Here is a 24366-nt window from a genome sequence, read left to right as displayed (position 1 = left end):
TTCTTCTATTATAATAGGAAGTTATTTTCTTCATTGAAAAATGCCCCTCTTTCTGCTATAATCGTATAAAATACTTACTTGAGGAGTCCTTATGAAGGTTGTAAAATTTGGCGGAAGCTCGCTTGCCTCTGCTGGTCAGTTAGAAAAAGTCTTAAACATCGTTAAAAGTGATAAAGAACGCCGTTTTGTAGTCGTTTCTGCACCCGGCAAACGCAATGCTGAAGATACCAAGGTAACCGATGCCTTGATCAAATACTATCGTGACTATGTGGCTGGAAATGACATCAGTGCTAGCCAAAGCTGGATCATTGATCGTTATGCCGCTATGGTTAGTGAACTAGGGTTAAAACCTGCTGTTTTAGAAAAAATATCTAAAAGCATTCGCGCCTTGGCTACTCTTCCTATAGATGACAATGAATTTCTCTATGATACCTTCCTAGCGGCTGGAGAAAATAACAATGCCAAATTGATTGCAGCCTACTTTAACCAAAACGGCATCGATGCACGCTATGTTCACCCAAGAGAAGCTGGAATTGTTGTCACAAGTGAACCAGGAAACGCACGCATCATTCCATCTAGTTATGACAAGATTGAAGGCTTGGCTGATAGCAACGAAGTTCTTGTCATCCCTGGTTTCTTTGGTGTGACTAAGGAAAATCAAATCTGTACTTTTTCACGTGGGGGTTCAGATATTACTGGTTCCATTATCGCAGCAGGTGTTAAGGCTGATCTCTATGAAAACTTTACGGACGTAGACGGTATCTTCGCTGCCCACCCTGGTATTATCCATCAACCACACTCCATTCCTGAATTAACCTACCGTGAAATGCGTGAGTTGGCTTACGCCGGATTTTCTGTCCTTCATGATGAGGCCCTTCTACCTGCCTACCGCGGAAAAATTCCTCTTGTTATCAAGAATACCAACAACCCTGATCATCCAGGAACTCGTATCGTTCTAAAACACAGTAGCGATAAATTCCCAGTCGTTGGGATCGCTGGTGATTCTGGATTCGTCAGCATCAACATGTCAAAATACCTCATGAACCGCGAGGTTGGATTCGGTCGTAAGATTCTTCAAATCCTTGAAGATCTTAACATTGGTTGGGAACATATGCCAACAGGTATCGATGATCTTTCAATCATCCTTCGTTCCCGTGAATTGACTCCTATCAAGGAGGAAGAAATTCTGCGTCAGTTAGTTCAAAAGGCCGAAGTGGACCATGCTGAAATCGAACATGACCTTTCAATCATTATGATTGTCGGAGAAAAGATGAAGAGCCATATCGGGGTAACTGCTACTGCAACACGCGCTCTATCTGAAAACAAAATCAACATCCAGATGATGTCCCAAGGCTCAAGTGAAGTTTCCATCATGTTTGTTGTCAATAAAGAGCAAGAAAAGGCAGCTATCAAGGCTCTCTACCACGCCTTTTTCGATAAAAGTAAGGAAGATTAATCATGGCCCAATCACTCAATAAAGTCATTGACCTACAAACCACTGGAACATCCTATCTCTCCATCTCTGGAAAAGTCGGAAAATTTCTAGTCGGGGATCAAGCCTTAGAGTTTTATCCTGATGTCAATGTCGAACAATATATCCAAATTCCCTGGTCCAGCATTCAACAAATCGGAGCCAACGTAACTGGTCGCAAAATCAGCCGCCACTTCGAAGTCTTCACCGATCAAGGAAAATTCCTCTTTGCTTCAAAAGACTCTGGAGCTATCCTCAAAATCGCTCGCGAAAAACTGGGCAATGACAAGGTTGTGAAACTCCCTACTTTACTCCAGACCATTGGTCAAAAATTTAAAAATCTATTTGCAAAAAAGTAGAAACTTTAGTATAATCATAGCAACGGATAAGTAGGTTATCCTCTTCTTCCAGAAAGTCTGCGGGTGCTGCGAGCAGATAGGAGGGGTAAGTGAAATTCTACCGTTAGTAACAATTACATACACAATCAAGTGCACACCTGTGAAGTTGGATGGAACCGTGGCCCTGCCACTCCAACGCTTTGTCAGGTGTGTTTTTTTCATAAAGGAGTTCTTATGTTAGATATTAAACGTATTCGTACAGACTTTGATGCTGTCGCAGAAAAATTGGCTACACGTGGTGTAGATCCTGCTGTCTTAAACGAGATGAAAGAAATCGATGCTAAACGTCGTGACATCTTGGTCAAGGTTGAAAACCTTAAGGCAGAACGCAACACAGTTTCTGCAGAGATTGCCCAAGCTAAGCGCAACAAGGAAAATGCCGATGACAAGATTGCTGCGATGCAAACCCTATCTGCTGAAATCAAAGCCTTGGATGCTGAACTAGCGGACATCGATGCTAAATTGACAGAATTCACCACTACTCTTCCAAATATCCCTGCTGACAGTGTTCCTATCGGAGCTGACGAAGATGACAATGTGGAAGTCCGCCGTTGGGGTACTCCACGTGAGTTTGATTTTGAACCAAAAGCTCACTGGGATCTTGGTGAAGACTTGGGTATCCTTGACTGGGAACGTGGAGCAAAAGTTACTGGTGCTCGCTTCCTCTTCTATAAAGGGCTTGGTGCTCGTTTGGAACGTGCTATCTACAACTTTATGTTGGACGAGCATGGAAAAGAGGGCTATACTGAAGTCATCACACCATACATGGTTAACCATGATTCTATGTTTGGTACTGGTCAATATCCAAAATTCAAGGAAGACACTTTTGAATTGAAAGACACTAATTATGTCCTTATTCCTACAGCTGAAGTGCCTTTGACAAACTACTACCGTGATGAAATCCTTGACGGTAAAGACCTGCCAATCTACTTTACCGCTATGAGTCCTTCATTCCGTTCTGAGGCTGGTTCAGCTGGTCGTGATACACGTGGCTTGATTCGTTTGCACCAATTCCACAAGGTTGAAATGGTCAAATTTGCCAAACCAGAGGAATCGTATGAAGAATTAGAAAAAATGACGGCCAACGCTGAAAACATCCTTCAAAAACTCAACCTTCCATACCGTGTCGTTGCCCTCTCTACTGGAGACATGGGCTTCTCAGCTGCTAAGACTTACGACTTGGAAGTTTGGATTCCAGCGCAAAATACCTACCGTGAAATCTCAAGCTGTTCAAATACAGAAGATTTTCAAGCCCGTCGTGCCCAAATCCGCTACCGTGATGAAGTCGATGGCAAGGTAAAACTCCTTCACACCTTGAACGGTTCTGGACTTGCAGTTGGACGTACAGTGGCTGCTATTCTTGAGAACTACCAAAATGAAGATGGTTCTGTGACCATTCCAGAAGTTCTTCGTCCATATATGGGTGGCGCTGAAGTTATCAAACCATAAAAAATAAGGCCTAGCTATTTCTAGCTAGACCTTTTTTCGTAACCAAATCAGATAAGCACCCAAGACAAAGAATAAAATAGTGAGGCATATAACCGTTTCAGCCAACACCAGATAATCCAGAAAAGGAAGTTTAAAAATTCCCTGGGCCATCTTGAGCGAGGTGGCTGTGATAATGGTTGGGAAGGTGAGGGCTGAGAAAGCTGGTTGAAAGCCTTGTTTTAAAATATTAGGCAGGCGAGTTAACACAAAGAAAAAGAAGGATTGAGATGCCAAAATCATGACGATCAAGAGCCAAGTCGGTAGGCTTGCTCCTTCAACTCGAACTAGGGAAGCCAAGAGTAGAGAAAAGGGAGCACAGTAGATTCCTTCTTGTCCAAGCAAGGCCACTGGGAGTGGATCTTGCTTTAAATCCCTATAAATAAGGGGATAGAGATAGAAGGTCAAGACAAAACCAAAACTCAAGGTCGCATAGGCAATCTCAATAATGCCTACCAGAGGATAGGTCAAGGCCGCTACTGCTATCCCCACATAGAGTACCGTCCAGCTTGGAGTCGCATTGACCTTCCGACCTGGACAGGCAAATTTGATGGTGAAAGTAGCAATCAAAACCAAATCCAAGAGAAAGGAAAACCACCAGATCCCTTGTGCTACCAAAGGAAGAGCAGGGAATACGCGAAAAACATAGGTCGATAAAATCATCCCAGCCATAGGAAAAGTGGCCATCCCAGATAAAAGAGGGGGCTTGGTCAATTCTTGCTTGGTTTCTTCCCAATTAAAAAGATGAAGAATAAGAAAGAAAATCCACAAAACTAAACCAGTCAGACTCAATAAATGCGACGGAACAGGTAAAGTATCTGCAAGCAGATTTCCTGCACCTGCTAAGCCTAGTAAACAGCCAGAAAATACCAAGGGGAACTTTTTCATCCGAGCCTCCAATAATCATGTTATTATTAGTATAGCATAAAAACGCTTAAATGAAAGCCTAAAAAATGAAGCCCGATTATTTCAGACTTCATTTTTTTCTCAGATATGAATTAAGCATAAGGTTGTAATTCTGGGTTAATAGGCGTATTGGCTAGGTTGTTGGCATAGTTGCAAAGGCTGGCAAGACTAACACCGAGAACCACATCCAAGGCATTTTGTTGCGTGTAGCCAGCTTCCAAAAATTCAGCCAAGGCTTCATCTCCTACACGCCCTTTGGTATTGATGACCGCCAAGGTAAACTTAGCTAGAGTATCTAGTTTTGGATCTGTCTCGATTGGAGTACGGTTGCGGAGAGCTTGGAGAAGATCATCATTCATCTGGATTTGTTTGATTGAAAAGGCTGTGTGACCTGCGACGCAGAAAGCACAACCATTGGTTACGGCAGCTGTGATTTGCACTACTTCACGCTCTACTGGTGTCAGGCTGTTGCGACGGTTGATGGCTCCGACAGTTCGGTAGGCTTCAAGCGCGGTAGGAGCGTTGGCCAAGAGACCGATTAGGTTGGGAATATAGCCATTGTTATCTTTTTGTACTGTTTCAAGAACTTCTTTCACTTCTGCTGGTGCTGATTCTACTGTGTGGATGATAAATGTTGTCATAAGAAACCTCTTTTCATTTTATTGTCATTTAGTCTATCATAGAATTTCACCCTTGGATAATATATATTTTCAATCGCCTTGATAGAAAATGTCTATGAAATGAAAAAAATCACACGAAAAGTGTGATTGGGTTAGTGTTTAAAATACTTTTTAGTCTCAGCAATGACGACTGGCGACAAAACTAAGAGGGCAATCAAGTTAGGCAATGCCATCAAGGCATTGACAATATCTGCAATAATCCAGACCATATCCAACTCGATAAATCCTCCCAACAAGACCATGACTACAAAGACTACACGATAGAGCCAGATAAAACGAACACCAAAGAGGAACTCAAAACAGCGTTCTCCGTAGTAGTTCCATCCGAGAATCGTCGTAAAGGCAAAGAGTACAAGGAAGAGGGTCAAGAGGGCAGGTCCAAAGTGTGAAAAAACTGTTGAGAAGGCTGACTGAGTCAAGGCAACTCCATTCAAATCACCACTCCAAACACCAGTTACCAAGATTGTTAGACCTGTCAGAGTACAGATAATCAAAGTATCAATAAAGGTTCCTGTCATGGAAATCAAACCTTGCTCGACAGGCTCATTTGTCTTAGCTGCAGCCGCTGCAATGGGAGCTGATCCTAGGCCAGATTCGTTAGAAAAGACTCCTCGCGCCACACCATTTTGGATAGCCATCCGAATACTGGCACCTGCAAAGCCACCTACCGCGGCCGCCGGACTAAAGGCTGAAGTAAAGATCAGTGCAAGTGTGGCTGGGATTTTCTCGATATTAAAGAGAATAACTGTAAGAGTTCCCAGAATATAGACAATAGCCATAAAAGGAACAACTGCTGTCGAAACTTTTGATATGGATTTGAGGCCACCAAAGACAGCAATCCCTACAAAAATCGATAAAATCAGAGCTGTGATGGCTGGATCAATTTGAGCTGTATTTTGAATGGATTCTGTAATCGAATTGACTTGGGTAAAGGTACCAATCCCTAGAAGGGCTACCAATACACCCGCTAGGGCAAAGAAAATAGCAAGTGGACGCCACTTTTCTCCCATCCCCAAAAGGATGTAATGCATGGGGCCTCCAGCTACAGCTCCATTTGCATCCTTAGTACGGTATTTGATGGCCAGCAAGCCTTCGGCATACTTGGTCGCCATCCCAAAGAAGGCTGCCATCCACATCCAAAAGAGGGCTCCTGGTCCCCCAACCTTAATGGCTGTTGCGACCCCGATGATATTTCCCGTACCAACGGTGGCTGCTAGAGCCGTACAGAGAGCAGCAAAGCTCGACACATCGCCATGCCCCTTATCCTTGGTAAAGATCAGCTGAAAGGCCTTAGGGAGACGAGCCACCTGCAAAAGGCCTAGTCGGATGGTCAAATAGATACCCGTTCCGACCAATAAGATCAAGAGGGGAGGCCCCCAAACGAAAGCATCAAGCGCTTTAAGCAATTCTAACATGTCCTTCTCCTATCTTTCAACCTCAAAAGAAAGAGCACATGCAAGATACATGTACTCTGGAATGCTTAGATAAATGCCAAAAAGCGGTCTATCCTAGCTCTGTCCTTTTACCTGAGAGTTTGAGCAGTTGCCTGCCTTGCCCCTTCGGTGCCTTTACGGTCTCTCCAGAGTTCCGTCCATTTACAGTCATGGAAAACAAACCTTTCTCCACTTCTATTAAACTTCATTCGGTGTTGGTATTTTATTTTTTATTATTCTACAAGAAAAGTTAGCCTTTGTCAATATATTCTATGAAAATTTTTGACCTTTCATTTCTTTTTTCAGAAAGAGCGAATCCTTCTTCTCTCTATCCTTTAAAGGTCACAATGGTAGCGCCACTGCCTCCAGCATTTTGTGGGGCATAGCCGAAACTCTTGACATGCTTATTTCTTTGCAGGTATTTAGTGACGCCCTCACGGATGACTCCCGTACCGATACCGTGGATAATGTCTACCTGCGCCATGTTATTAAGCAGGGCTTGGTCGATAAAGGCGTCCAGCTCATTCATGGCCTCTTCGTACCGTTTGCCTCGGAGATCCAGTCTCGCTTGCGGACCACGACCAGAAGCACGTTTGACGACATTGACTTGTTTTTTCTTGACTGAGGCTTCTTGCTGAGCCTGAACAAGGTCAAATTCTCTCTCTTCCAAGGTCATCTTGATCAAGCCGACTTGGGCTTCCCAGCGGCCGTCCTTAAGCTGATTGGTCAATGTTCCACGTTGGCCATAACTGAGAACCACGATATAATCCCCAACCTTTGGAGCTCGTTTTTTCTTGGCTTTTTGAAGGACCTTGTTTTTAGACAAGTCGACTTTTTCAGGAGCCAATTTTTTCAGTTCAGCCTTGGCTTCAATGATTTCGTGGGGTTTGAGTTGAGACTTACTGTGAAGGTTCTTTAGAATCTGGTCACTCTCACTTAGAGCGAGTTCCACAATTTCAGCAGCTTGTTCACGCGCCTTGTTGAGCTCTGTCTCCTTTTCACGATTAAGCTCGTTATAGAGTTTTTTGAGCGCTCGGTTCATCTTGAGGTTTTCTTGCTCCACCTCACGGATATTGTCCAAGCGTTTACGGCTTTCAAGCGTTTGCTCTTCCAATTGCTCAATGATACGGTTGACATCATTATCTTGGTTGACCTGCTGGCTGGCATCCCCGACAATGACATCTGACAAGCCAAGGCGTTTGGCAATTTCAAAGGCGTTGCTTCGGCCAGGAACTCCCTGCATAAAGCGATAGGTCGGACGCAGACTGGCAGTATCAAACTCCATGCTGGCATTTTGCACATAGGCTGTCTCGATACCGTAGGCCTTGAGTTCTGGATAGTGAGTCGTCGCCATAGTCTTGACCTGACGTAGACGAAGATCCTCCAAAATAGCCATGGCAAGGGCTGCTCCTTCCTGCGGATCGGTACCTGCGCCAAGCTCATCTAGTAATAAAAGCGAGTCTTGATTAACCTTGCCAAGAATATCTACGATATTGGTCATGTGACTGGAGAAGGTAGACAAGCTTTGTTCAATAGACTGCTCATCCCCGATATCTGCGAAGATTTCTTCGAAAATACCGACCCGGCTCCCCTTATCAGCTAAAATGGGCAAGCCTGACTGTGCCATCAGTTGAGTCAAACCCAAGGTTTTGAGCATGATGGTCTTCCCACCTGTATTGGGACCCGTGATGACAATGGCCGTTAATTCCTTACCAAAATGTACATCGTTTGCCACTGCATTTTTGACCAAAGGATGGTGAACATGAAGGAGTTGAATCTCTTGATTCTCTGAAAGTTGAGGAACGACTGCTTGTCTTTCTTGGATGAAACGCACCTTGGCACGAATCAGATCTAAATGGCCGATAATCCAAGCGTCATTAGCAATCTCTGAAGCATGAGGACGGACGCGTTCCGAGAGCTCCTGTAGGATGCGAATCATCTCATAACGCTCATCAGCTCGCAGACTAGCGATTTCTTCGCTCAGTTTCACGACCTCACGTGGCTCGATGTAGACCGTGTTTCCACTGGCAGAGATGTCATGAACAACACCTGCAATCTTATTGCGATAGGTGTTCTTGATTGGTAAGACTTGACGGCCATTTCTGCTAGCTACAATCCCTTCCGTCAACATCTGCGCTTTTTGCTTGAGTAAGTCTTGCAAAACGTCACGAACTTGACTCTCGCTATCATGAATCTTCCGACGGATGCGCGCTAGTTCTTCGCTGGCGAAATTTTCGATAAATCCAGCATCATTGAGGGCTTGGAGACTCCCTTGTAAATGAGGAAAATCGTGGAATTTCTCAAACCATCTCGCCAAATAATCCAAACGAACATTTTCAAGATTAGCGTAAAAGGTTTTCAATTCGTGGCTAGCAAGCAAGACCCGTTTGAGGAGCAGGAACTCCTCAATATTGAGGTCCGCCCCCATCTCCAAACGCTTGCAAACAGCTGAGATCTCACGTGTCGCTAGGATTGTAAAGTGGGGTTGCTCCACAAATAGGGCTTGCATTTCCTCCATCTCTGTAAGGGCTTGTTTGATCTTATCCGCCTTGGCAGTTGGAGCCAAGACTTTTATCTCCTCCAGTCCTTGTTCTGTCAGGAGATGCGGTTCAAACAAGGCTTTGATTTTATTAAATTCTAAAGTTTCTAGTATTTTTGTATTCATATTCTTTCCTTGTATGCTGGTTTACAAGATTGTTGTACCTAGAGATTTTTGGACTTTACCTGACCCTAGTCGTCCAATCTGTAAACAAAGGGCTAGGAAAAATCCCGCCCTTTTTATCCGATTAAATTTGTCACCCAGAGTTGTTTGATGAAGTTTGTCGTAAAAGGGACACTTTGGATGATGTTTTTGGCTACTATACTTTTTTCAAGTGAATTTTGAATGACTGCCAGAGGCACCGTTGCAAGAATGGTCAGAGCCATTTGCAGGACAAATAAGGTTACCAATAGAGACAAAACGCCTGCTCCGATACGGAACCATTTGACATCGAGCTTTTTAGTTGGAATCAAGTGTAGGAACAAACCGATAAAACGTCCGATACTGTAACAAATTCCGAAAACTAGAAGGTAGGCGAGACCCGCATAAAAGACCTTGTCTAGGTAAAACAGCTGGTCTGAAGGGAAGAAAAAGGTACCCTGTCCTTCCTGAGGATTGGCATAAGGGACAAGCAAGTGGAAGTGTTCTCCCAGTGATTTATAAAACTGTCCCGCAACAAAGGCTGAAATTACTGCAACGAGGAAATAATAAACTTGCAGCACCAAACCTCTTCGGTAGCCGATGTAAAAGCCCCAAGCAAGAACCAATAAGAGTAGGATTGAAATCATAGGGAATCCTCAATCTTGCTCTGTTCTTGTTTGACAGCAATTAACTTGTGGCGGAGTTCTAACAACTCTTGCTCCTTGTCATCAAATTCAATCTCACGGTTGAGCTGTGTAGACAGACAGTTGACTGCCAAAAGAAGCGCAATGGTTTCATCATCCGCCCCAGGCATTTGTTCTTTAATTGCTTGGTATTTTTCAGTCGCAACCTTGGCAATTTCCTCCATAAAGAGGTTGTCATGCTCGGTTGTCAAGGTTAATGTCTTTTTCCCGAATGTAAACTTATATCGATTTAGATTTGCCATAAAATTCACCTCACGATATTATACCAAATTTCGCTAACTTTGTCAGTTTTTACCAATTCTCCTGCTTTTGTGGTACAATAGAGACTATGGCAAGTATCACACTCACACCCAGTGAACAGGAAATTCAGAGCTTTTTAAGTCAGTATCAGAAGGCTCTCAGTCCTAGTAAAAATCCCTATATCCGCTATTTTTTACGCTTCCCTCAGGCAACAGTTTCCATCTATACTTCTGGAAAAGTTCTCCTCCAGGGCGAAGCTGCTGAGCAGTACGCCAGTTTCTTTGACTATGAGGTTCAACAAGAAAACAGTGGTCAAGATTTTCCTATGATTGGGACTGATGAGGTGGGAAACGGTTCCTACTTTGGTGGGCTTTCTGTAGTGGCTTCCTTCGTAACACCGGACCAGCATGATTTCTTGCGAAAACTCGGCGTGGGGGATTCTAAGACTCTGACAGACCAAAAGATTCGTCAGATTGCCCCTATCCTCAAGGAAAAGATTTCGCATCAAGCGCTCCTTCTTTCACCGAGCAAATATAATGAAGTTATCGGAGAGCGTTACAATGCTGTTTCTGTAAAGGTTGCCCTTCACAACCAAGCTATCTTTCTCCTGCTTCAAAAAGGAGTCCAGCCAGAGAAAATCGTGATTGATGCTTTTACAAGTCCTAAAAACTATGACAAGTACTTGGCTCAAGAAGCCAACCGTTTTCCAAATAAGATCACTTTGGAAGAAAAAGCTGAGGGCAAATACCTGGCTGTTGCGGTTAGCTCCATCATCGCGCGGGATCTCTTCCTCGAAAACTTAGAAAATCTGGGACGAGAACTGGGCTATCAACTACCTAGCGGTGCTGGAACTGCATCTGATAAGGTTGCCAGCAAAATCCTTCAAGCCTATGGTATGAAGGGACTTCATTTCTGCGCCAAACTGCATTTTAAAAATACTGAAAAAGCAAAAAAACTTCTATAGAGGTAAACCATGAACTATTTAAAATCATTTATAAAAGAATGGGGAGTTATCTTCCTGATTATCGCACTGGTAGGCCTTAGCCGCATTTTCCTTTGGAGCAATGTCCGTGTGGAAGGACACTCGATGGACCCTACCCTAGCTGACGGAGAAGTTCTCTTCGTTGTTAAACACCTCCCAATTGACCGCTTCGATATCGTGGTTGCGCATGAGGAAGACGGAAATAAAGACATTGTCAAAAGGGTCATCGGTATGCCTGGTGATACCATCCGCTACGAAAATGACAAACTCTTTATCAACGGTGAAGAAACGAATGAACCCTACCTAGCTGAATACCTCAACTTGTTCAAAACAGGAAAGTTGCAAAACACCTATACTGGCAAAGGATTTGAAGGCAATAAGGGAGTTTACTTTAGAGAACTTGCTCAAAAAGCACAAGCCTTTACGGTTGATGTCAATTCCAACACCAGCTTCAGCTTTACTGTCCCTCAAGGCGAATACCTTCTCCTTGGTGACGATCGTCTAGTCTCTAGCGACAGCCGCCATGTTGGTACCTTCAAGGCCAGCGATATCAAAGGCGAAGCAAAATTCCGTTTCTGGCCACTTAACCGTATCGGAACTTTTTAAGATAAGGAAGAGGCCGAGAATGCTAAGTTTCAGCCTCTTTTTCTATTGCGAGAAGAAGACCTTTTAGTCTCCTAGCTTGTTGAAAGAAGCTAAGGGTACAACTCTCACGAACTCATGTAAAGGAAACCTATGGAAGTTTATTTTTCAGGCACCATTGAACGGATTATTTTTGAAAATCCCAGCAATTTTTATCGCATCCTCCTCCTAGATATCGAAGATACCAATGCGGAGAACTTTGACGATTTTGAAATCATTGTTACAGGAACCATGGCTGATGTGATTGAGGGCGAAGACTATACTTTTTGGGGGCAAATCGTTCAGCACTCCAAGTATGGTGAACAGCTACAAATCAGTCGTTATGAGCGAGCAAAACCCACTAGCAAGGGCTTGGTCAAGTATTTCTCCAGCAGTCATTTTAAGGGAATCGGTCTCAAAACTGCCCAGAAAATCGTTGATACCTATGGTGACAATACCATAGACGAAATTCTGGAGCATCCTGAAAAGCTGGAAAGCATTGCTGGACTCTCTGCCAAAAACCGTGAGGCTTTTGTCTCCACCCTCCGTCTCAACTATGGGACAGAAATGGTCTTGGCAAAACTGGCCAACTACGGTATTCCCAATAAACTAGCCTTTCAAATTCAAGACTTTTACAAGGAAGAAACGCTGGATATTGTCGAAAATTATCCCTACCAGCTGGTTGAGGATATCAAGGGCTTGGGCTTTACCATTGCTGACCAATTAGCCGCCGAACTTGGCATTGAAAGCCAAGCTCCCGAGCGCTTCCGTGCTGGCCTTGTCCATAGTCTCTTTCAAGGTTGTATGGATACAGGCGATACCTATATGGAAGCCCGAGATTTGCTGGAACAAACCCTGACTCTCCTCGAATCTTCCCGTCCCGTGGAACTGGATCCCAGCCAAGTCGCTCAGGAACTCTCCCATCTGATTGAAGAAGATAAGGTTCAGCAGATTGATACCAAAATCTTTGATAACAGCCTCTTTTTCGCCGAAGAAGGCATCCGCAGTCACTTGGTTCGTATCCTTGAAAAAGGAAAACAAAAGAGTCATGATTTGGAAACCATTCACAAGCATATCTCTACTGTCGAGCAAGAACTGGGGATTCAGTACGATAGCATTCAAAAACAGGCTATCTGCGACGCCATCCAGAACAAGGTCTTTACCCTGACAGGCGGACCTGGTACTGGTAAGACGACTGTTATCAATGGAATTATCGCTGTTTATGCCCTTTTAGAAGGGCTTGATCTCAGGAAAAAAAGCAATCTGCCTATCCTTCTTGCTGCTCCAACTGGTCGAGCGGCTCGGCGCATGAATGAATTAACAGGTTTGCCTAGCGCGACCATACACCGTCATTTGGGGATGACAGGAGACGATGATACCAGTCATCTGGAAGATTATCTGGATGCCGATTTTATCATTGTAGATGAGTTTTCCATGGTGGATACTTGGCTAGCTAACCAACTCTTCTCCAATATCTCCTCTAACAGTAAAATTCTCATCGTGGGGGATAGCGACCAATTGCCTTCTGTTAGTCCCGGACAAGTCCTGGCAGACCTGCTCCAGATACCCCTGATTCCGCAGACGCGCTTGGAACGGATTTACCGTCAGAGCGAAGAATCAACTATCGTTACCTTGGCGAGTCAAATTCGAAAGGGAATCTTGCCAGCCGACTTTACCCAGAAAAAAGCTGACCGTTCCTACTTTGAAATCGCTAGCGGCCATATCCCAGCTACGATTGAGAAAATCCTCGGTGCTGCCCTCAGAAGTGGCATTCCGGCTCGTGATATTCAGGTGTTAGCACCTATGTATCGAGGAACTGCTGGCATTGACGCCATCAATCAGCTCATGCAAGACCTGCTCAATCCTCAGCAAAAGGGGCAAGTTAGCTTTGAAGCAACTCAGTGTCACTATCGAACAGGGGACAAGGTCATTCACCTAGTCAACGACGCTGAAGTCAATGTCTTTAATGGAGACCTAGGCTACATCACGGACCTGATTCCTGGAAAATACACCGAGTCCAAACAAGACGAGATTGTCATTGATTTTGATGGTAATGAGGTTATCTACCCACGTAACGAATGGTACAAGATTCGACTAGCCTATGCCATGAGTATTCATAAGTCTCAGGGAAGTGAGTTTCCTGTTGTCATCCTGCCCATTACCAGTGCTAGCAAGCGTATGCTAGAGCGGAATCTCATCTACACAGCTATCACACGGGCCAAGAGCAAGCTCATCCTTCTTGGTGAATTACAGGCCTTTGACTATGCAGTCAAGCATATCGGGACTGCCCGCAAGACCTATCTGATTGAGCGTTTCAGTGATTTAATTGAAACTAATATTGAAGAAAGCAGACAAGCCTTCTCTGAAACTGCCACAGCAAGTAACTCTGAACAATCCTACATCCTCACCGAAGAAAACTGGTCTAGCATCCCCGCTATGATTGGGATTACAGATACAGATCTCAAAGAGATTTTTGGAAAATAGTGCAACAGAAAACCCACCTAGGCAGGTGGGTTTTTTCTCTTTTGAGATTATTTTACTGTTGCTGTGCTTGTAATCAATTCAACAGCTTTTTTGATAGTGATATCGTGTTTCAACATGTCAGCTGAAAGCAAGTTTTGAACTTGGGCCACTTCCATGTTGTAATCTGCAGCCAATTGCTCGATTTCTTTTTGGATTTCTTCTTCTGAAGCGTCAAATCCTTCAGCTTTGGCAACTGCTTCGATAACAAGGTTAGTCTTCGTACGTGACTCAGCTTCTGCTTCGTATTGTTTGTGAAGGTCTTCTTGAGTAGTTCCAGTGATTTGGAAGTACATGTCAGGGTTGATCCCTTGGCGTTGCAAGTTTCCAAGGAATTCATTTACTGAACGGTGAACTTCTTCATGGATCATTTCTTCTGGAAGTTCTACGATTTCAGCGTTTTCTACAGCTTTATCGATTGCTGCACCTTCAACAGCATCTTTGTATGCTTCTTCTTTCGTAGCAGTCAATTCTTTGCGGTATTTTTCTTTCAATTCGTCAAGAGTTTCCACTTCTTCGTCGATATCTTTTGCAAGTTCATCGTCAAGAGCTGGAACTTCTTTAGCTTTTACTTCGTGGATAGTTGTTACGAATTTAGCTTCTTTACCTGCAAGGTCTTCAGCTTGGTAGTCTTCTGGGAATGTTACAACAACATCAACAGTTTCGCCAGCTGAGTGTCCAACCAATTGGTCTTCGAAACCAGGGATAAATTGACCTGAGCCAAGTCCAAGTGAGAAGTTTTCACCTTTTCCACCGTCAAATTCAACACCGTCGATAGAACCAACGAAGTCAATGACAACAGTGTCGCCGTCTTCAGCAGCACCATCTTTGATAACCAATTCAGCCAAGTTGTTGCGTTCGCGTTTGATACGTTCTTCAACGTCAGCGTCTGTAACTTCTTTTTCTACATCAACTGATACTTCAAGGTTTTTGTAGTCGCCCAATTTTACTTCAGGTTTTGTCACGACTTCAGCTGTAATAACCCAGTCTTGACCTTTTTCCATTGAAGTCACATCGATTTTTGGTTGTGCAACGACTTCAAGACCAGCTTCTTTTACTGCAGCTTCATAAGCGTTTGGCAAAAGAGCGTTCATTGCATCTTGATAAAGAGCTTCTTCACCAAATTTTTGGTCGAAGATAGGGCGTGGAAGGTGACCTTTACGGAAACCAGGAACGTTAAGAGTTTTCTTTACTGAGTTAAATACACGGTCCAATTCTGGTTTGATTTGGTCTTGAGAGATAGTGAAAGTCAAGACACCACGGTTTGTTTCTTTGTTTTCAAATGATACAGACATTCTGTCATTTCTCCTTAAAATTTTTAATACAGTCCATTATACCATATAATAGCGACTTTTTTCAAGTAATGAATGCGCTTTTCAATAGTGCTAGAGGTACTTGCTCGCTTCCTTGATACTAAGTTCAGCCATTCTCTTCTTATTTTTTCAATAAAACGTGCTACCCATTCGGGATTGGTTTTAGAGTAGTCTCTTAGAGCCCAGCCGATGGCTTTGTTGATAAAAAATTCTGTCTGGTCCAGATTGTTGAGCAGGATCTTTTCCATCAGTTGGACATTTGTTTTCTCTTTCCTTAACAACTGGTGATCAATAGCGACTCGTCTCAGCCAGATATTGTCTGATAGGCTCCATTTTAAAAGCACTTCTTCAAGTTCCGAATGGTTAGCCACCAAACTTCCTACTACTCGATCTAGGATATCTACCGTATCCCACCAGGACTTGGTCACGACCAGACGCTCAAGCTTAGGCAAATCATCCTTCGTTAGATAAGACTGCATGGCTTTCAAATAGTTGGCACCCACATATTGGTATTCTCTAGGCTCCTTTTCCCAGCAAGTGTCTACAAAATCCCAATCGATAATCTTTGTTTTTTTCTCTTCTGGAAAATACTTTTTATAGAGCGCATTTCTTGCAGGACCTGCAATGCCTAGAAAGGGAAATTGATGGTGCATATAGGCTTCCATTGGGCCTGCTTTCTCAGGGTCTTTTGCTGCTTCTAGCTCCTCAAGTAAATCTGCAAGACTCATCTAAAGGTCCTCCTGCCCGACCAAGTGGTGCTGAAAGGCATAGACCGCTGCCTGGGTGCGATCGCTAACCTCAAGCTTGGCAAGGATGTTGGACACGTGGGTCTTGACCGTCTTGAGAGAGATGAAGAGTTCATCTGCGATCCGTTGATTTTCGTAGCCCTTGGCGATGAGTTGAAGCACGTCTCGCTCACGCGCAGTCAGCTCCTCATGTAGTTCCATATGATTGCGGTGGTATTCGACCTTCTTGCTGACCTCTTGTTCAATAGCCAGCTCACCAGCAGCCACCTTACGGACAGCATGGAGCAATTCATCTGCACTTGAAGTCTTAAGCATATAGCCTTTGGCACCCGCATTCAAGACCGGCATAATTTTTTCATTGTCCAAGTAAGAGGTGACAATTAATATCTTGGCTTCAGGCCATTCTTTGAGGATGGCTAAGGTCGCGTCAATCCCATTCATCTCAGGCATGACGATATCCATGACAATGACATCTGGACGCAATTCCAAGGCCAAGTCAATACCTTGAAACCCGTTGGCCGCCTCGCCCACAACTTCCACATCGTCTTGGAGATCAAAATAGCTTTTCAAGCCCAATCGAACCATTTCATGGTCATCTACCAGTAAAATTTTCATCTCTACTCCTTTATCATTCCTTGTCTAACAGGGGAATACGGATATCAACTGCCAGTCCTTGCTTAGGCGCTGTCAAGAGTTGAACCGTTCCTGCCATATCTTCGACCCGCTCCTTGATATTTCGCAGTCCATAACTCAAGTCGTCTAAACTCCCTAACTGGAAACCAATCCCATTATCCACCACCTTCAGCTGCACTTCTACCTCTGTCTGATAGAGGTAGACATCTAAGCAAGATGCCTGGGCATGGCGGAGGGTATTGCTGATCAACTCCTGAAGAATACGGAAGATATGTTCTTCAATCTTTTTAGGCAATTTAGACACATTTTGCTTGAGGCTTACCTTGAGATCACTCTTGTCCTCAAGCTCTTTTAAGAGGATTTGAATCCCCTCAATCAAACTCTTCTCTTCCAACTCTACAGGTCGCAAATGTAGGAGCAAGACCCGCAAATCTTTCTGGGCCGTTTCGAGAATGGCTGCGACACTTTGCAACTGGGTCTGCATCTTTTCTCTATCCAGCTTCAAAGCCTGTTGACTGACACCTGATAAAATCATATGAGCCGCAAACAACTCCTGACTAACCGTATCGTGCAGGTCACGTGCAATCCGCTTTCGTTCTTTCTCGATGATTGCTTCTTCCTTAACTAGGCTTTGATTTCCAGCCTTTTGAACAGCTTCTGTCAAGAGGTTAAGCTTGCCATACAAGGACTTAAAACTGGTGTCCAAGTCTGGATCTGCAAAGGGGATCACCTCTTTTCCTGCTAGCAGTCGCTTGAGATTGACCTGCATTTTTCTGCGAGAGACTTCTTCTATCACGCGCCAAAAAAGGACAAAAAAGAAGGTCATGGAAAGGCTAAAGACCAAGATCAAGAAGATGAGTTTCTCTGTTTTTTCGATATCTTGTAGCAAATAGGACCAATCCAGTTCAAAAATATCAAGTAGACTATTAGTCAAAAAGAGGATAAAGAGGAAAGAAGTCAGACCGATTAACAGATACGATTGCTTTTTCATCCTCTGACCACCTCCACATCGCCAACCATAGTAGTTAGGAAAATCTTGACGCTCTTGTTACTCTTGAGATAGTCTCTGGTCTCCTGATGATAGTGTTCATTGCGGAGGGCTCGCTTGGGTTGATGGAGGAAAGTTAGATCTCCATAAAGACAGTTAACACTGAGGCTGATTTCCACATCTACAGGTACGATAATCCTAGTCGTCCCGACCATCTTTCTAAGGATAATGACATTGTCATGATTGGTTAGGATAACTCTTTCTAGATGAATGGTGTCCTTACCCATGAGGCGGAAGAGATTGATATCGTCAAACTGGCAGGTCTGATGGCTAGAGAAATGATGGAGATTGCCAAACCAAGGATTGCGTTCATTTTTAACCGTCACCACCTCTTCAAAGACCAAGTCCGTATCCCCTCTTTCTTGATTCATCATTGGATAGAGAAGAAAGAGACTATAGATAACTGCCACAAAGATAGCTAATATCACAAAGGGATTGAGCATGACGATAAAAAAGAAAAGAATAGTCGCTACAAGGAGGAAGACATTATTGCCCTCCTTACCTGTATAATAGCGGAGCAAGAGCAAAAAGAGGAATAGAATCAGTAAAAAACGCGAAAAATGCTCTGATACCATCAAAATCAGAGCTCCCGTCAACAGACAGGCTTCAATAAATAAAAAGATTTGAAATTTTTTCATAGCTGCATCCTCTCCCTTCTATTTTATCACAATTCAAAAAAGTCACCTCGGTCTGAGGATGGAAAAAGGAGATGGGACAGAAATCGCTCGCACAAGCTTGGTTTCATCAACTCACTACAGTTGACAAAGAGATACAAAAAAGAGCGGGATTCTTGTCCCGACCTCTCTACATCTGATCTTTAGCTTCTTTTAGTTTTCCATATAGAATGTAGTCTACTTTTTGCAGATCAGCTATGGTGACACAGTTGAGGGCACACATAATCAAGCGTAAATCTGCTTTCCATCCTTGGACAATCGTAATCACTTCTTCAACTGAGTGATTTTCTACTAGCTCTAACATGGTTCGTGACAATCCCACAGCCTTGGCTCCAAAGACCAAGCACTTAATCATATCCAGCGGATTCCGAACGCCTCCACTGACCAAGAGTTCGACCTTGTCTTTCCAGTCTTGGGCATTGAGGAGGGCTTGCATGGTGGACTGGCCCCATTGATTAAGGTAATCATGCTGGCCACTGCGACGGTTTTCAATGTAAGCAAAGCTGGTGCCACCACGACCCGACAGGTCAACCGTTCGAACGCCCAGTTCATAGGCTCTTTCGATGGTCTTCACATCCATTCCAAAGCCTACTTCCTTGAGAATAATAGGAACGGGGATTTGTTTGCTATAGTCTGCCAGATGCGAATACCAGCTTCTGAACTTCCTTTCTCCCTCAGGCATGAGTAATTCCTGCATGACATTGACATGCACTTGTAAAAGTAGCGGATTCATCTCCGTCACAGTCTGCAAACCAAGTTCAACAGGCTTGTCCAAGCCAATATTGGTTCCAAGGAGGAGATTTGGATGGCTAGTCTTGACAGAAAAAGAGTCATCTGTAGGATTTTTTAGGGCTGCGCTATAAGATCCCGTCACAAACAAAATCCCACAGGCTTCTGCCACCTGAGCCAGCTTTTGATTGATTTCTCTCCCCTTATCGCTCCCACCTGTCATGGCATTGATATAAAAAGGAAAGTCCCACTTTCGACCTGCAAACTCAGTCGAAAGATCAATTTCATCCAGATCGTAAAGAGGCAGGGAAGAATGAATCAACTCCACCTCATCAAAGCTATTATAGGAACTTTTCTGCTCAAGGGCATAGCGGATGTGCTCGTCCTTACGATTTGTCGTCATGTCCTATCCTTTCTTGGTATAAGAGCTCAATCCCCAGATCGGCCCAGCGATTTTTTATGATTTCAGTTGATTGTTCATCAAAACTCAAGGCAATTCCACAGTCACCACCACCAGCGCCACTACTTTTGGCAACAGCCAGCAAATATTGACTGGCTTCTTTCAACTGTCTCAGCGAAGGCGTGTAAATATCTGCGCTCAAGCCTTCTAAAAGCTGACTGGCTGTTCCCACCTGCTCGATAATTTTTTCTGCATTTCCCTGCTCCAAGGCTTCTACCAAAGCAACCACCGTTGCTTTTGAGGAAGTTAAAAAATTCTGATTGATATTTTGCTTGATTTGCTTGACCATTTGACTCGATACAGCCACTTCCTTGGTCCATCCCACTAGGAAATCACATTCTAGGGTAAATTTCACTTGTAAGATGGAAAATCCCCAATCACGCTCCAAAACTGTAGTCAAGTTTTCTTCTTCCAACCAAGCAGCCACCTTCTGGCGATCAAATGACTGGTAGAGAACCAAATCCTCTGCCACGATACAGGCAAGGTCTCCCATAGAACCATTGTCTCCTCGCTTGAGTAAGACCGCGCTAGCCAGCTTGAACAAGAGTTCCTGATCAACCGTAATATCATATAGAGCCAGCAGGGCCTTGATCACCAAGACAACGACGCTGCCACTCGAACCCAGACCAAACTTTTTGCCTTCCCGTTCCATTTTGCCACGGATTTCCACGGAAAAAGGTCTTAGCTCCTGACCTCGATAAGTCAGGAAATCTCCCACTAAAGCAATCGTTTCTTGAATCAAGCTGTAGTCAGGATTTGGCGTCAAGTCCACTGCAAAGTCAAACATGTCTGAGTAGATACGGTAACTATCAGAAAAAGCGATCTCAGCCTTCATATAGATGGGTATAGCCTTTATCAAGGCTAACTGTCCTGGCTCTAAAATAGCATATTCACCTGCCCAATAGAGTTTCCCGCAAGTTTTAACAGCAATCATCTTGGCTCAAATCCTTTGTTTTTGACACAATCAAGCGGTAACGTTGACCGAAAATTTCTGATAAATGCTCCAAGTCTTTCTCCTGACAGAGGACCTTGACATTGGGACCGGCATCCATGGTAAAGTAGCAGGCTTCTCCTTGCTCACGAAGTTGGCGGACAAAGTCCATCGCTTTATAAGTCGCATCCGTCAGATAAGAAAAGGCTGGACTAGCAGTTTTGGTCGTAGCGTGCATAGCTAGGGCATTTTTCTCCGTTAATTCCCCAACCTTGGCAAAGTTATTCTCTTTGAGATAAACCAGCATATCCTGATAATCCTTCTCAGACTGGCGTACCCAGTCATCAAAGGTCGTCGAGGTTTCCACACAGAGTTTCATCCCATCACGGCTAGAGATTGGTTTTTTCTTGTCCTCTAGCACCAACATAATCATAGCTAGTTTCAGGTCTGTATCAACAGAGTAGATTTCCCCACTATCCTTATCCCAGGCACCTAGTGGTCCATAAAAACTACGAGAGGAAGAACCTGAAGCGAACTTAGCCTCCTGCGCCAACTGACTCCGATCCAAACCAAGCTGGAAATAAGCATTGCATGCCTTGACCAAGGCGGACAAACCACTGGAACTTGAGGACAAGCCCGCTGCGGTAGGCATGTTGTTTTGGGTATCAATACGGACAAAGCCCTCACCTTCTGGGCGGTAACGGTCAATGATTTTGCTCATTTTGGCATGCTCAGCCTCACTCTGAAGTTGACCATTGATATAAAAGGCATCAGCAGTCGCATCCGTCGGTAGAGATGACAAAGTCGTCTCCGTGTACATATTTTCCAAAGTCAGAGAGATGCTGCTAGTAGCAGGAACCATCTCTTTTTCTTTTTTCTTTCCCCAATATTTGATAATGGCAATATTTGCGTAGGAACGTACTGTTACAGGCTTTCGATCCATGTCTGAACAGCTCCTTTCTCTTCTAATCGTTTTGCTAGTTCTTGTGCTTGGTCCAGATTGGCTACCAAGGCGATAATACAGCCCCCAAGTCCACCACCACTCATCTTGGCACCTAGAGCACCCTGGCTCAGAGCCGTTTCAACGAGGGAGTCTGCCTCAGGGCTACTAACACCAATTTCTTTTAAATGTAAATGCGCTTGACTGAAGATTTGTCCCAGTCCCTCAGCATCTTTTCGTCTAATTGCCTCTTCTGCCTGCTGGGTCAATTCTCCCAGGGCATGCAAAAACGGCAGAGCATCCTTCCCCTTGCTTTGAACCACTTGGATGGCTTCACGAGTGTGACCATACACACCTGTATCTGCAATCACCAAATAGGCAGATAGGTTCATCTCAAGTTCTGTAAAACCAACATTCTTGATAAAGCGAATGGGCTGGTCACTGAGACAGGTCTTAGCATCCAAACCGCTTGGATTCATATGGGCAATCATCTCAGCCCGATTGACCAAGATTTCTAGTACATCATGAGGCAGGTCGGCTTGATAGTAGTCAAAAACAGCTCGAATGGCTGCTATGCTGATAGCAGCTGACGAACCCATTCCCCGTTTTTCAGGGATAGCCGAGTCAATCACACATCGAATGCAGGCTTCTTTGATATCCAAATACTCCAGCGAAGCATAAACCGCCATGGACAAGGTATCCTCCTCATAGAGACGCCACGGACTTTCAGCAGGGACCACCTTACATGTCACCTCCACCTCTAAGAGAGGCAGGGAAATGGCAGGATAGCCGTATACGACCGCATGCTCCCCTATTAAAATAATCTTACTATGTGCCTGACCGACACCAACCTTTTTTGTCATGTTTTCCTTTAACCAGACGAAAAGACCGTCTCATTTCATACAGTAGTATTTCTCCTATCTATTTTATTATATTTTCACAAAAAAAGCGATTGTTTCCTTCACAATCGCCTCTTTCATTATTGAACCCACTCGCCATTATAGTTGACCGAATAGCCTTCTACGGTCGTATTCACTGCTAAAGCACCTGAGCTGTAAGCGTAGTACCATTTGCCATTGACCTGGAACCAGCCTGTCTTCATATCTCCATTACTTGCATGTAAGTAGTACCAAATCGAGCCTTCCTGATACCAGCCAGTTGCCATAGATCCTGATGAACGGAGATAGTACCACTTGTTCCCAAGGTATTGCCAGCCCGTTTTCATATCGCCATTTGGCTCGTCTAAATAATACCAAGTGGAGCCTTCCTGGTACCAACCAGTTGCCATAGATCCTGATGAACGGAGATAGTACCACTTATTGCCAAGTTGTTGCCACCCAGTTTGCATTGCAGCAGTTGTTGGATCGAGATAGTACCAAGTTGAGTTATCATTGATCCAACCACGTACTGGCTCCCCAACCATTAAACTGTCGATACGAGCATCGAAGCTACCATCCTCCTGTAAATAATACCAATGCCCTCCGTCAGAAATCCAACCAGTTTTTAAAGTGTGATAGCTACGCTGATCTTCAAAATAATAGACTCGTTTCTCTGCTGGACTATCATATTGTTCCCCATGATGTTTGTTGGTATTTGTAGCAGTTTTTGCTTCTAAAACTTGCTTACCAACAAATTCTTGTAATACCCCATCTTGACCAAAGTAAAACCAATCTGGTCTAAAAGCAATATCTTGCCTTAGAGAAGAACCAATCGTAACCCCTTTGTGTGGAGCAGGTATATATTGCCAGCCGACAACCATTTCTCCAGATAAAGGATCAAAATAATAGTACTTCCCATCAATCACTCGCCAGTAGGTTTCTTTGAGTTCTCCCTTCTTGTAGTAGGTTCTACCATTTTCTTGGACAAATTGCCAGCCTTCTGAATCAGTATCATCCGCAAAGACGGTGCTTGTCGCTAACAAAGCAAATAAAGAAACTGTCAGTCCAACTTGCATCATTATTTTAAATTTTTTCATTCGATCTTTCCTCCATAACTGATTGTAGCAAAGACCCGACTGTATGTCAATATATAGAAATTCCTCAAAAAAAGCAGTTACACAACTGCAACTGCTTTTCTATTCTTGCATGGTGTAACCAACACCACGCACAGTTTTAATGTAGCTTTTTTGACCTTTTACATCAAGCTTGCTACGTAGATAACGGATATAAACATCCACGATATTGGTTTCTGTCGCACTTTCGTACTTCCAAACACTTTCCAATAACTGCTCACGAGTCAAGACTTTCTTGCTTCCCATGAGAGTAGCCAAGAGGTCATACTCACGGCGCGTCAGAGCAATCATCTCCTCGCCACGATAAACGGTATGATGTTCTACATCCATACGTAGGTTGCGGTAAGACGTTGGAACTTTCATCTGACTACAGTGTTGGTCAATGAAGTCCCGACCTCGGAAAATCGCTGAAATACGGGCTACCAGATTATCAATAATCACTGGCTTATAGATGTAAGAAACGGCAAAGCGCTGGATTGTCTCAATCTGGTCTTGCAATTCTTCACGATGGTCCAAGACCATGATCACTGAGGCAGGTTTTGTCCGACTCAGCTTGTCTGCAAAATCCTGGGCCGTCATATCCCCCAGATGAGCATTCAGTAAAATCAAGTCATAGTCCGTCTGGAGAGCCATGGAGAGGGCTTTTTGCCCTTCATCTACCAGATCAACACGGTATTGCTCTTTTTGGAGTTCCAGACTGAGAAAATGAGCTAAATTTCGTTCTTTCTCAAGTAATAAAATCCGTTTCCCCATGGCAGACC

22 protein-coding genes, 1 pseudogene and 1 riboswitch are annotated in these 24366 nt (G+C 44.0%); of the genes and pseudogenes, 6 read left to right on the top strand and 17 right to left on the bottom strand.

Annotated elements, in window-relative coordinates; genetic code table 11:
- Nucleotides 1-91 precede the first annotated feature (91 nt).
- The 3 genes from AC4ME5_RS05725 to serS all read left to right on the top strand — a co-directional run bounded on the left by AC4ME5_RS05725 (nt 92) and on the right by serS (nt 3318).
- Nucleotides 92-1456 carry an aspartate kinase gene (locus tag AC4ME5_RS05725; protein ID WP_491800300.1) on the top strand — a complete coding sequence of 455 codons (1365 nt, stop codon included), beginning with the start codon at nt 92-94 and terminating at the stop codon, nt 1454-1456.
- 2 nt (nt 1457-1458) lie between these two features.
- The gene (locus tag AC4ME5_RS05720; RefSeq protein ID WP_000079371.1) at nt 1459-1830 is read left to right on the top strand and encodes a DUF956 family protein; all 372 of its coding nucleotides are present in this window, start codon (nt 1459-1461) and stop codon (nt 1828-1830) included.
- A gap of 213 nt (nt 1831-2043) precedes the next feature.
- Entirely contained in the window at nt 2044-3318 is a 1275-nt protein-coding gene (gene serS / locus AC4ME5_RS05715; protein WP_084853551.1) for a serine--tRNA ligase, read from the top strand.
- Nucleotides 3319-3342: 24 nt separating this feature from the next.
- Here serS and AC4ME5_RS05710 read toward each other — a convergent pair whose 3' ends face one another.
- The 6 genes from AC4ME5_RS05710 to zapA form a co-directional block, all read right to left on the bottom strand.
- A complete protein-coding gene (locus tag AC4ME5_RS05710) occupies nt 3343-4242 on the bottom strand; it encodes a TDT family transporter (protein ID WP_491800299.1) in 900 nt (299 codons plus the stop codon).
- Nucleotides 4243-4352: 110 nt separating this feature from the next.
- Nucleotides 4353-4901 (bottom strand): carboxymuconolactone decarboxylase family protein, encoded by a 549-nt coding sequence (locus AC4ME5_RS05705; RefSeq protein WP_491800298.1) that lies wholly within the window; start codon nt 4899-4901, stop codon nt 4353-4355.
- A 131-nt stretch (nt 4902-5032) separates the two neighbouring features.
- On the bottom strand, nt 5033-6355 hold the full coding sequence (locus AC4ME5_RS05700) for an alanine/glycine:cation symporter family protein (RefSeq protein WP_084853543.1): 1323 nt from the start codon (nt 6353-6355) through the stop codon (nt 5033-5035).
- A gap of 89 nt (nt 6356-6444) precedes the next feature.
- Nucleotides 6445-6533: riboswitch (glycine riboswitch) on the bottom strand.
- Nucleotides 6534-6701: 168 nt separating this feature from the next.
- Nucleotides 6702-9038, bottom strand: a complete 2337-nt coding sequence (locus AC4ME5_RS05695) for an endonuclease MutS2 (RefSeq protein ID WP_491800297.1) — start codon at nt 9036-9038, stop codon at nt 6702-6704.
- 113 nt (nt 9039-9151) lie between these two features.
- Nucleotides 9152-9700, bottom strand: a complete 549-nt coding sequence (locus AC4ME5_RS05690) for a CvpA family protein (protein ID WP_007520605.1) — start codon at nt 9698-9700, stop codon at nt 9152-9154.
- Complete coding sequence (gene zapA, locus AC4ME5_RS05685) at nt 9697-9999, bottom strand: cell division protein ZapA (RefSeq protein ID WP_000002028.1); 303 nt, start codon at nt 9997-9999, stop codon at nt 9697-9699. The genes AC4ME5_RS05690 and zapA overlap by 4 nt, the downstream gene beginning before the upstream one ends.
- 86 nt (nt 10000-10085) lie before the next feature.
- On the opposite strand from zapA, the gene rnhC reads away from it, so the two are divergent.
- From rnhC to recD2, 3 genes are all read left to right on the top strand, one after another.
- Nucleotides 10086-10961, top strand: a complete 876-nt coding sequence (gene rnhC, locus AC4ME5_RS05680; protein WP_061588428.1) for a ribonuclease HIII — start codon at nt 10086-10088, stop codon at nt 10959-10961.
- A 9-nt stretch (nt 10962-10970) separates the two neighbouring features.
- The gene (lepB, locus tag AC4ME5_RS05675; RefSeq protein WP_491800296.1) at nt 10971-11585 is read left to right on the top strand and encodes a signal peptidase I; all 615 of its coding nucleotides are present in this window, start codon (nt 10971-10973) and stop codon (nt 11583-11585) included.
- A gap of 129 nt (nt 11586-11714) precedes the next feature.
- The gene (gene recD2 / locus AC4ME5_RS05670) at nt 11715-14084 is read left to right on the top strand and encodes an SF1B family DNA helicase RecD2 (protein ID WP_061588429.1); all 2370 of its coding nucleotides are present in this window, start codon (nt 11715-11717) and stop codon (nt 14082-14084) included.
- A gap of 47 nt (nt 14085-14131) precedes the next feature.
- Here recD2 and tig read toward each other — a convergent pair whose 3' ends face one another.
- From tig to AC4ME5_RS05615, 11 genes and pseudogenes are all read right to left on the bottom strand, one after another.
- Nucleotides 14132-15415: a trigger factor gene (gene tig / locus AC4ME5_RS05665; RefSeq protein ID WP_491800295.1), complete on the bottom strand. Its 1284-nt coding sequence runs from the start codon at nt 15413-15415 to the stop codon at nt 14132-14134.
- 90 nt (nt 15416-15505) lie between these two features.
- Nucleotides 15506-16161, bottom strand: a pseudogene (locus AC4ME5_RS05660) (DNA alkylation repair protein).
- Nucleotides 16162-16794: a response regulator transcription factor gene (locus tag AC4ME5_RS05655; protein ID WP_491800294.1), complete on the bottom strand. Its 633-nt coding sequence runs from the start codon at nt 16792-16794 to the stop codon at nt 16162-16164.
- 13 nt (nt 16795-16807) lie between these two features.
- Nucleotides 16808-17803 (bottom strand): envelope stress sensor histidine kinase LiaS, encoded by a 996-nt coding sequence (locus AC4ME5_RS05650; RefSeq protein WP_491800293.1) that lies wholly within the window; start codon nt 17801-17803, stop codon nt 16808-16810.
- Nucleotides 17800-18498 (bottom strand): cell wall-active antibiotics response protein LiaF, encoded by a 699-nt coding sequence (liaF, locus tag AC4ME5_RS05645; protein WP_485646096.1) that lies wholly within the window; start codon nt 18496-18498, stop codon nt 17800-17802. The genes AC4ME5_RS05650 and liaF overlap by 4 nt, the downstream gene beginning before the upstream one ends.
- Before the next feature lie 166 nt (nt 18499-18664).
- Nucleotides 18665-19666 carry a type 2 isopentenyl-diphosphate Delta-isomerase gene (gene fni, locus AC4ME5_RS05640; protein ID WP_491800292.1) on the bottom strand — a complete coding sequence of 334 codons (1002 nt, stop codon included), beginning with the start codon at nt 19664-19666 and terminating at the stop codon, nt 18665-18667.
- Complete coding sequence (locus AC4ME5_RS05635; protein WP_491800291.1) at nt 19650-20657, bottom strand: phosphomevalonate kinase; 1008 nt, start codon at nt 20655-20657, stop codon at nt 19650-19652. Before AC4ME5_RS05635 ends, fni begins: the two co-directional genes overlap by 17 nt.
- A complete protein-coding gene (mvaD, locus tag AC4ME5_RS05630; RefSeq protein ID WP_272153995.1) occupies nt 20644-21597 on the bottom strand; it encodes a diphosphomevalonate decarboxylase in 954 nt (317 codons plus the stop codon). The genes AC4ME5_RS05635 and mvaD overlap by 14 nt, the downstream gene beginning before the upstream one ends.
- The gene (gene mvk / locus AC4ME5_RS05625) at nt 21579-22457 is read right to left on the bottom strand and encodes a mevalonate kinase (RefSeq protein WP_491800290.1); all 879 of its coding nucleotides are present in this window, start codon (nt 22455-22457) and stop codon (nt 21579-21581) included. Before mvk ends, mvaD begins: the two co-directional genes overlap by 19 nt.
- Before the next feature lie 116 nt (nt 22458-22573).
- On the bottom strand, nt 22574-23569 hold the full coding sequence (cbpF, locus tag AC4ME5_RS05620; protein ID WP_061588437.1) for a choline-binding protein CbpF: 996 nt from the start codon (nt 23567-23569) through the stop codon (nt 22574-22576).
- 99 nt (nt 23570-23668) lie between these two features.
- Nucleotides 23669-24358, bottom strand: a complete 690-nt coding sequence (locus AC4ME5_RS05615; RefSeq protein WP_000517997.1) for a response regulator transcription factor — start codon at nt 24356-24358, stop codon at nt 23669-23671.
- Nucleotides 24359-24366 lie beyond the last annotated feature (8 nt).

Source organism: Streptococcus sp. A69 (assembly GCF_058556195.1).
Note: the sequence above shows the minus strand (reverse complement) of the source record. Positions and strands in the feature narration are given on the sequence as shown.

What these genes read in the sequence shown, in the direction of transcription:
- AC4ME5_RS05635 (WP_491800291.1), bottom strand. Translation starts at nt 20,657, where the DNA reads ATGATTGCTGTTAAAACTTGCGGGAAACTCTATTGGGCAGGTGAATAT.
- AC4ME5_RS05720 (WP_000079371.1), top strand. Translation starts at nt 1,459, where the DNA reads ATGGCCCAATCACTCAATAAAGTCATTGACCTACAAACCACTGGAACA.
- recD2 (WP_061588429.1), top strand. Translation starts at nt 11,715, where the DNA reads ATGGAAGTTTATTTTTCAGGCACCATTGAACGGATTATTTTTGAAAAT.
- tig (WP_491800295.1), bottom strand. Translation starts at nt 15,415, where the DNA reads ATGTCTGTATCATTTGAAAACAAAGAAACAAACCGTGGTGTCTTGACT.
- serS (WP_084853551.1), top strand. Translation starts at nt 2,044, where the DNA reads ATGTTAGATATTAAACGTATTCGTACAGACTTTGATGCTGTCGCAGAA.
- AC4ME5_RS05725 (WP_491800300.1), top strand. Translation starts at nt 92, where the DNA reads ATGAAGGTTGTAAAATTTGGCGGAAGCTCGCTTGCCTCTGCTGGTCAG.
- mvaD (WP_272153995.1), bottom strand. Translation starts at nt 21,597, where the DNA reads ATGGATCGAAAGCCTGTAACAGTACGTTCCTACGCAAATATTGCCATT.
- rnhC (WP_061588428.1), top strand. Translation starts at nt 10,086, where the DNA reads ATGGCAAGTATCACACTCACACCCAGTGAACAGGAAATTCAGAGCTTT.
- AC4ME5_RS05705 (WP_491800298.1), bottom strand. Translation starts at nt 4,901, where the DNA reads ATGACAACATTTATCATCCACACAGTAGAATCAGCACCAGCAGAAGTG.
- AC4ME5_RS05710 (WP_491800299.1), bottom strand. Translation starts at nt 4,242, where the DNA reads ATGAAAAAGTTCCCCTTGGTATTTTCTGGCTGTTTACTAGGCTTAGCA.
- liaF (WP_485646096.1), bottom strand. Translation starts at nt 18,498, where the DNA reads ATGAAAAAATTTCAAATCTTTTTATTTATTGAAGCCTGTCTGTTGACG.
- mvk (WP_491800290.1), bottom strand. Translation starts at nt 22,457, where the DNA reads ATGACAAAAAAGGTTGGTGTCGGTCAGGCACATAGTAAGATTATTTTA.
- AC4ME5_RS05690 (WP_007520605.1), bottom strand. Translation starts at nt 9,700, where the DNA reads ATGATTTCAATCCTACTCTTATTGGTTCTTGCTTGGGGCTTTTACATC.
- AC4ME5_RS05650 (WP_491800293.1), bottom strand. Translation starts at nt 17,803, where the DNA reads ATGAAAAAGCAATCGTATCTGTTAATCGGTCTGACTTCTTTCCTCTTT.
- AC4ME5_RS05700 (WP_084853543.1), bottom strand. Translation starts at nt 6,355, where the DNA reads ATGTTAGAATTGCTTAAAGCGCTTGATGCTTTCGTTTGGGGGCCTCCC.
- AC4ME5_RS05615 (WP_000517997.1), bottom strand. Translation starts at nt 24,358, where the DNA reads ATGGGGAAACGGATTTTATTACTTGAGAAAGAACGAAATTTAGCTCAT.
- AC4ME5_RS05655 (WP_491800294.1), bottom strand. Translation starts at nt 16,794, where the DNA reads ATGAAAATTTTACTGGTAGATGACCATGAAATGGTTCGATTGGGCTTG.
- lepB (WP_491800296.1), top strand. Translation starts at nt 10,971, where the DNA reads ATGAACTATTTAAAATCATTTATAAAAGAATGGGGAGTTATCTTCCTG.
- cbpF (WP_061588437.1), bottom strand. Translation starts at nt 23,569, where the DNA reads ATGAAAAAATTTAAAATAATGATGCAAGTTGGACTGACAGTTTCTTTA.
- fni (WP_491800292.1), bottom strand. Translation starts at nt 19,666, where the DNA reads ATGACGACAAATCGTAAGGACGAGCACATCCGCTATGCCCTTGAGCAG.
- AC4ME5_RS05695 (WP_491800297.1), bottom strand. Translation starts at nt 9,038, where the DNA reads ATGAATACAAAAATACTAGAAACTTTAGAATTTAATAAAATCAAAGCC.
- zapA (WP_000002028.1), bottom strand. Translation starts at nt 9,999, where the DNA reads ATGGCAAATCTAAATCGATATAAGTTTACATTCGGGAAAAAGACATTA.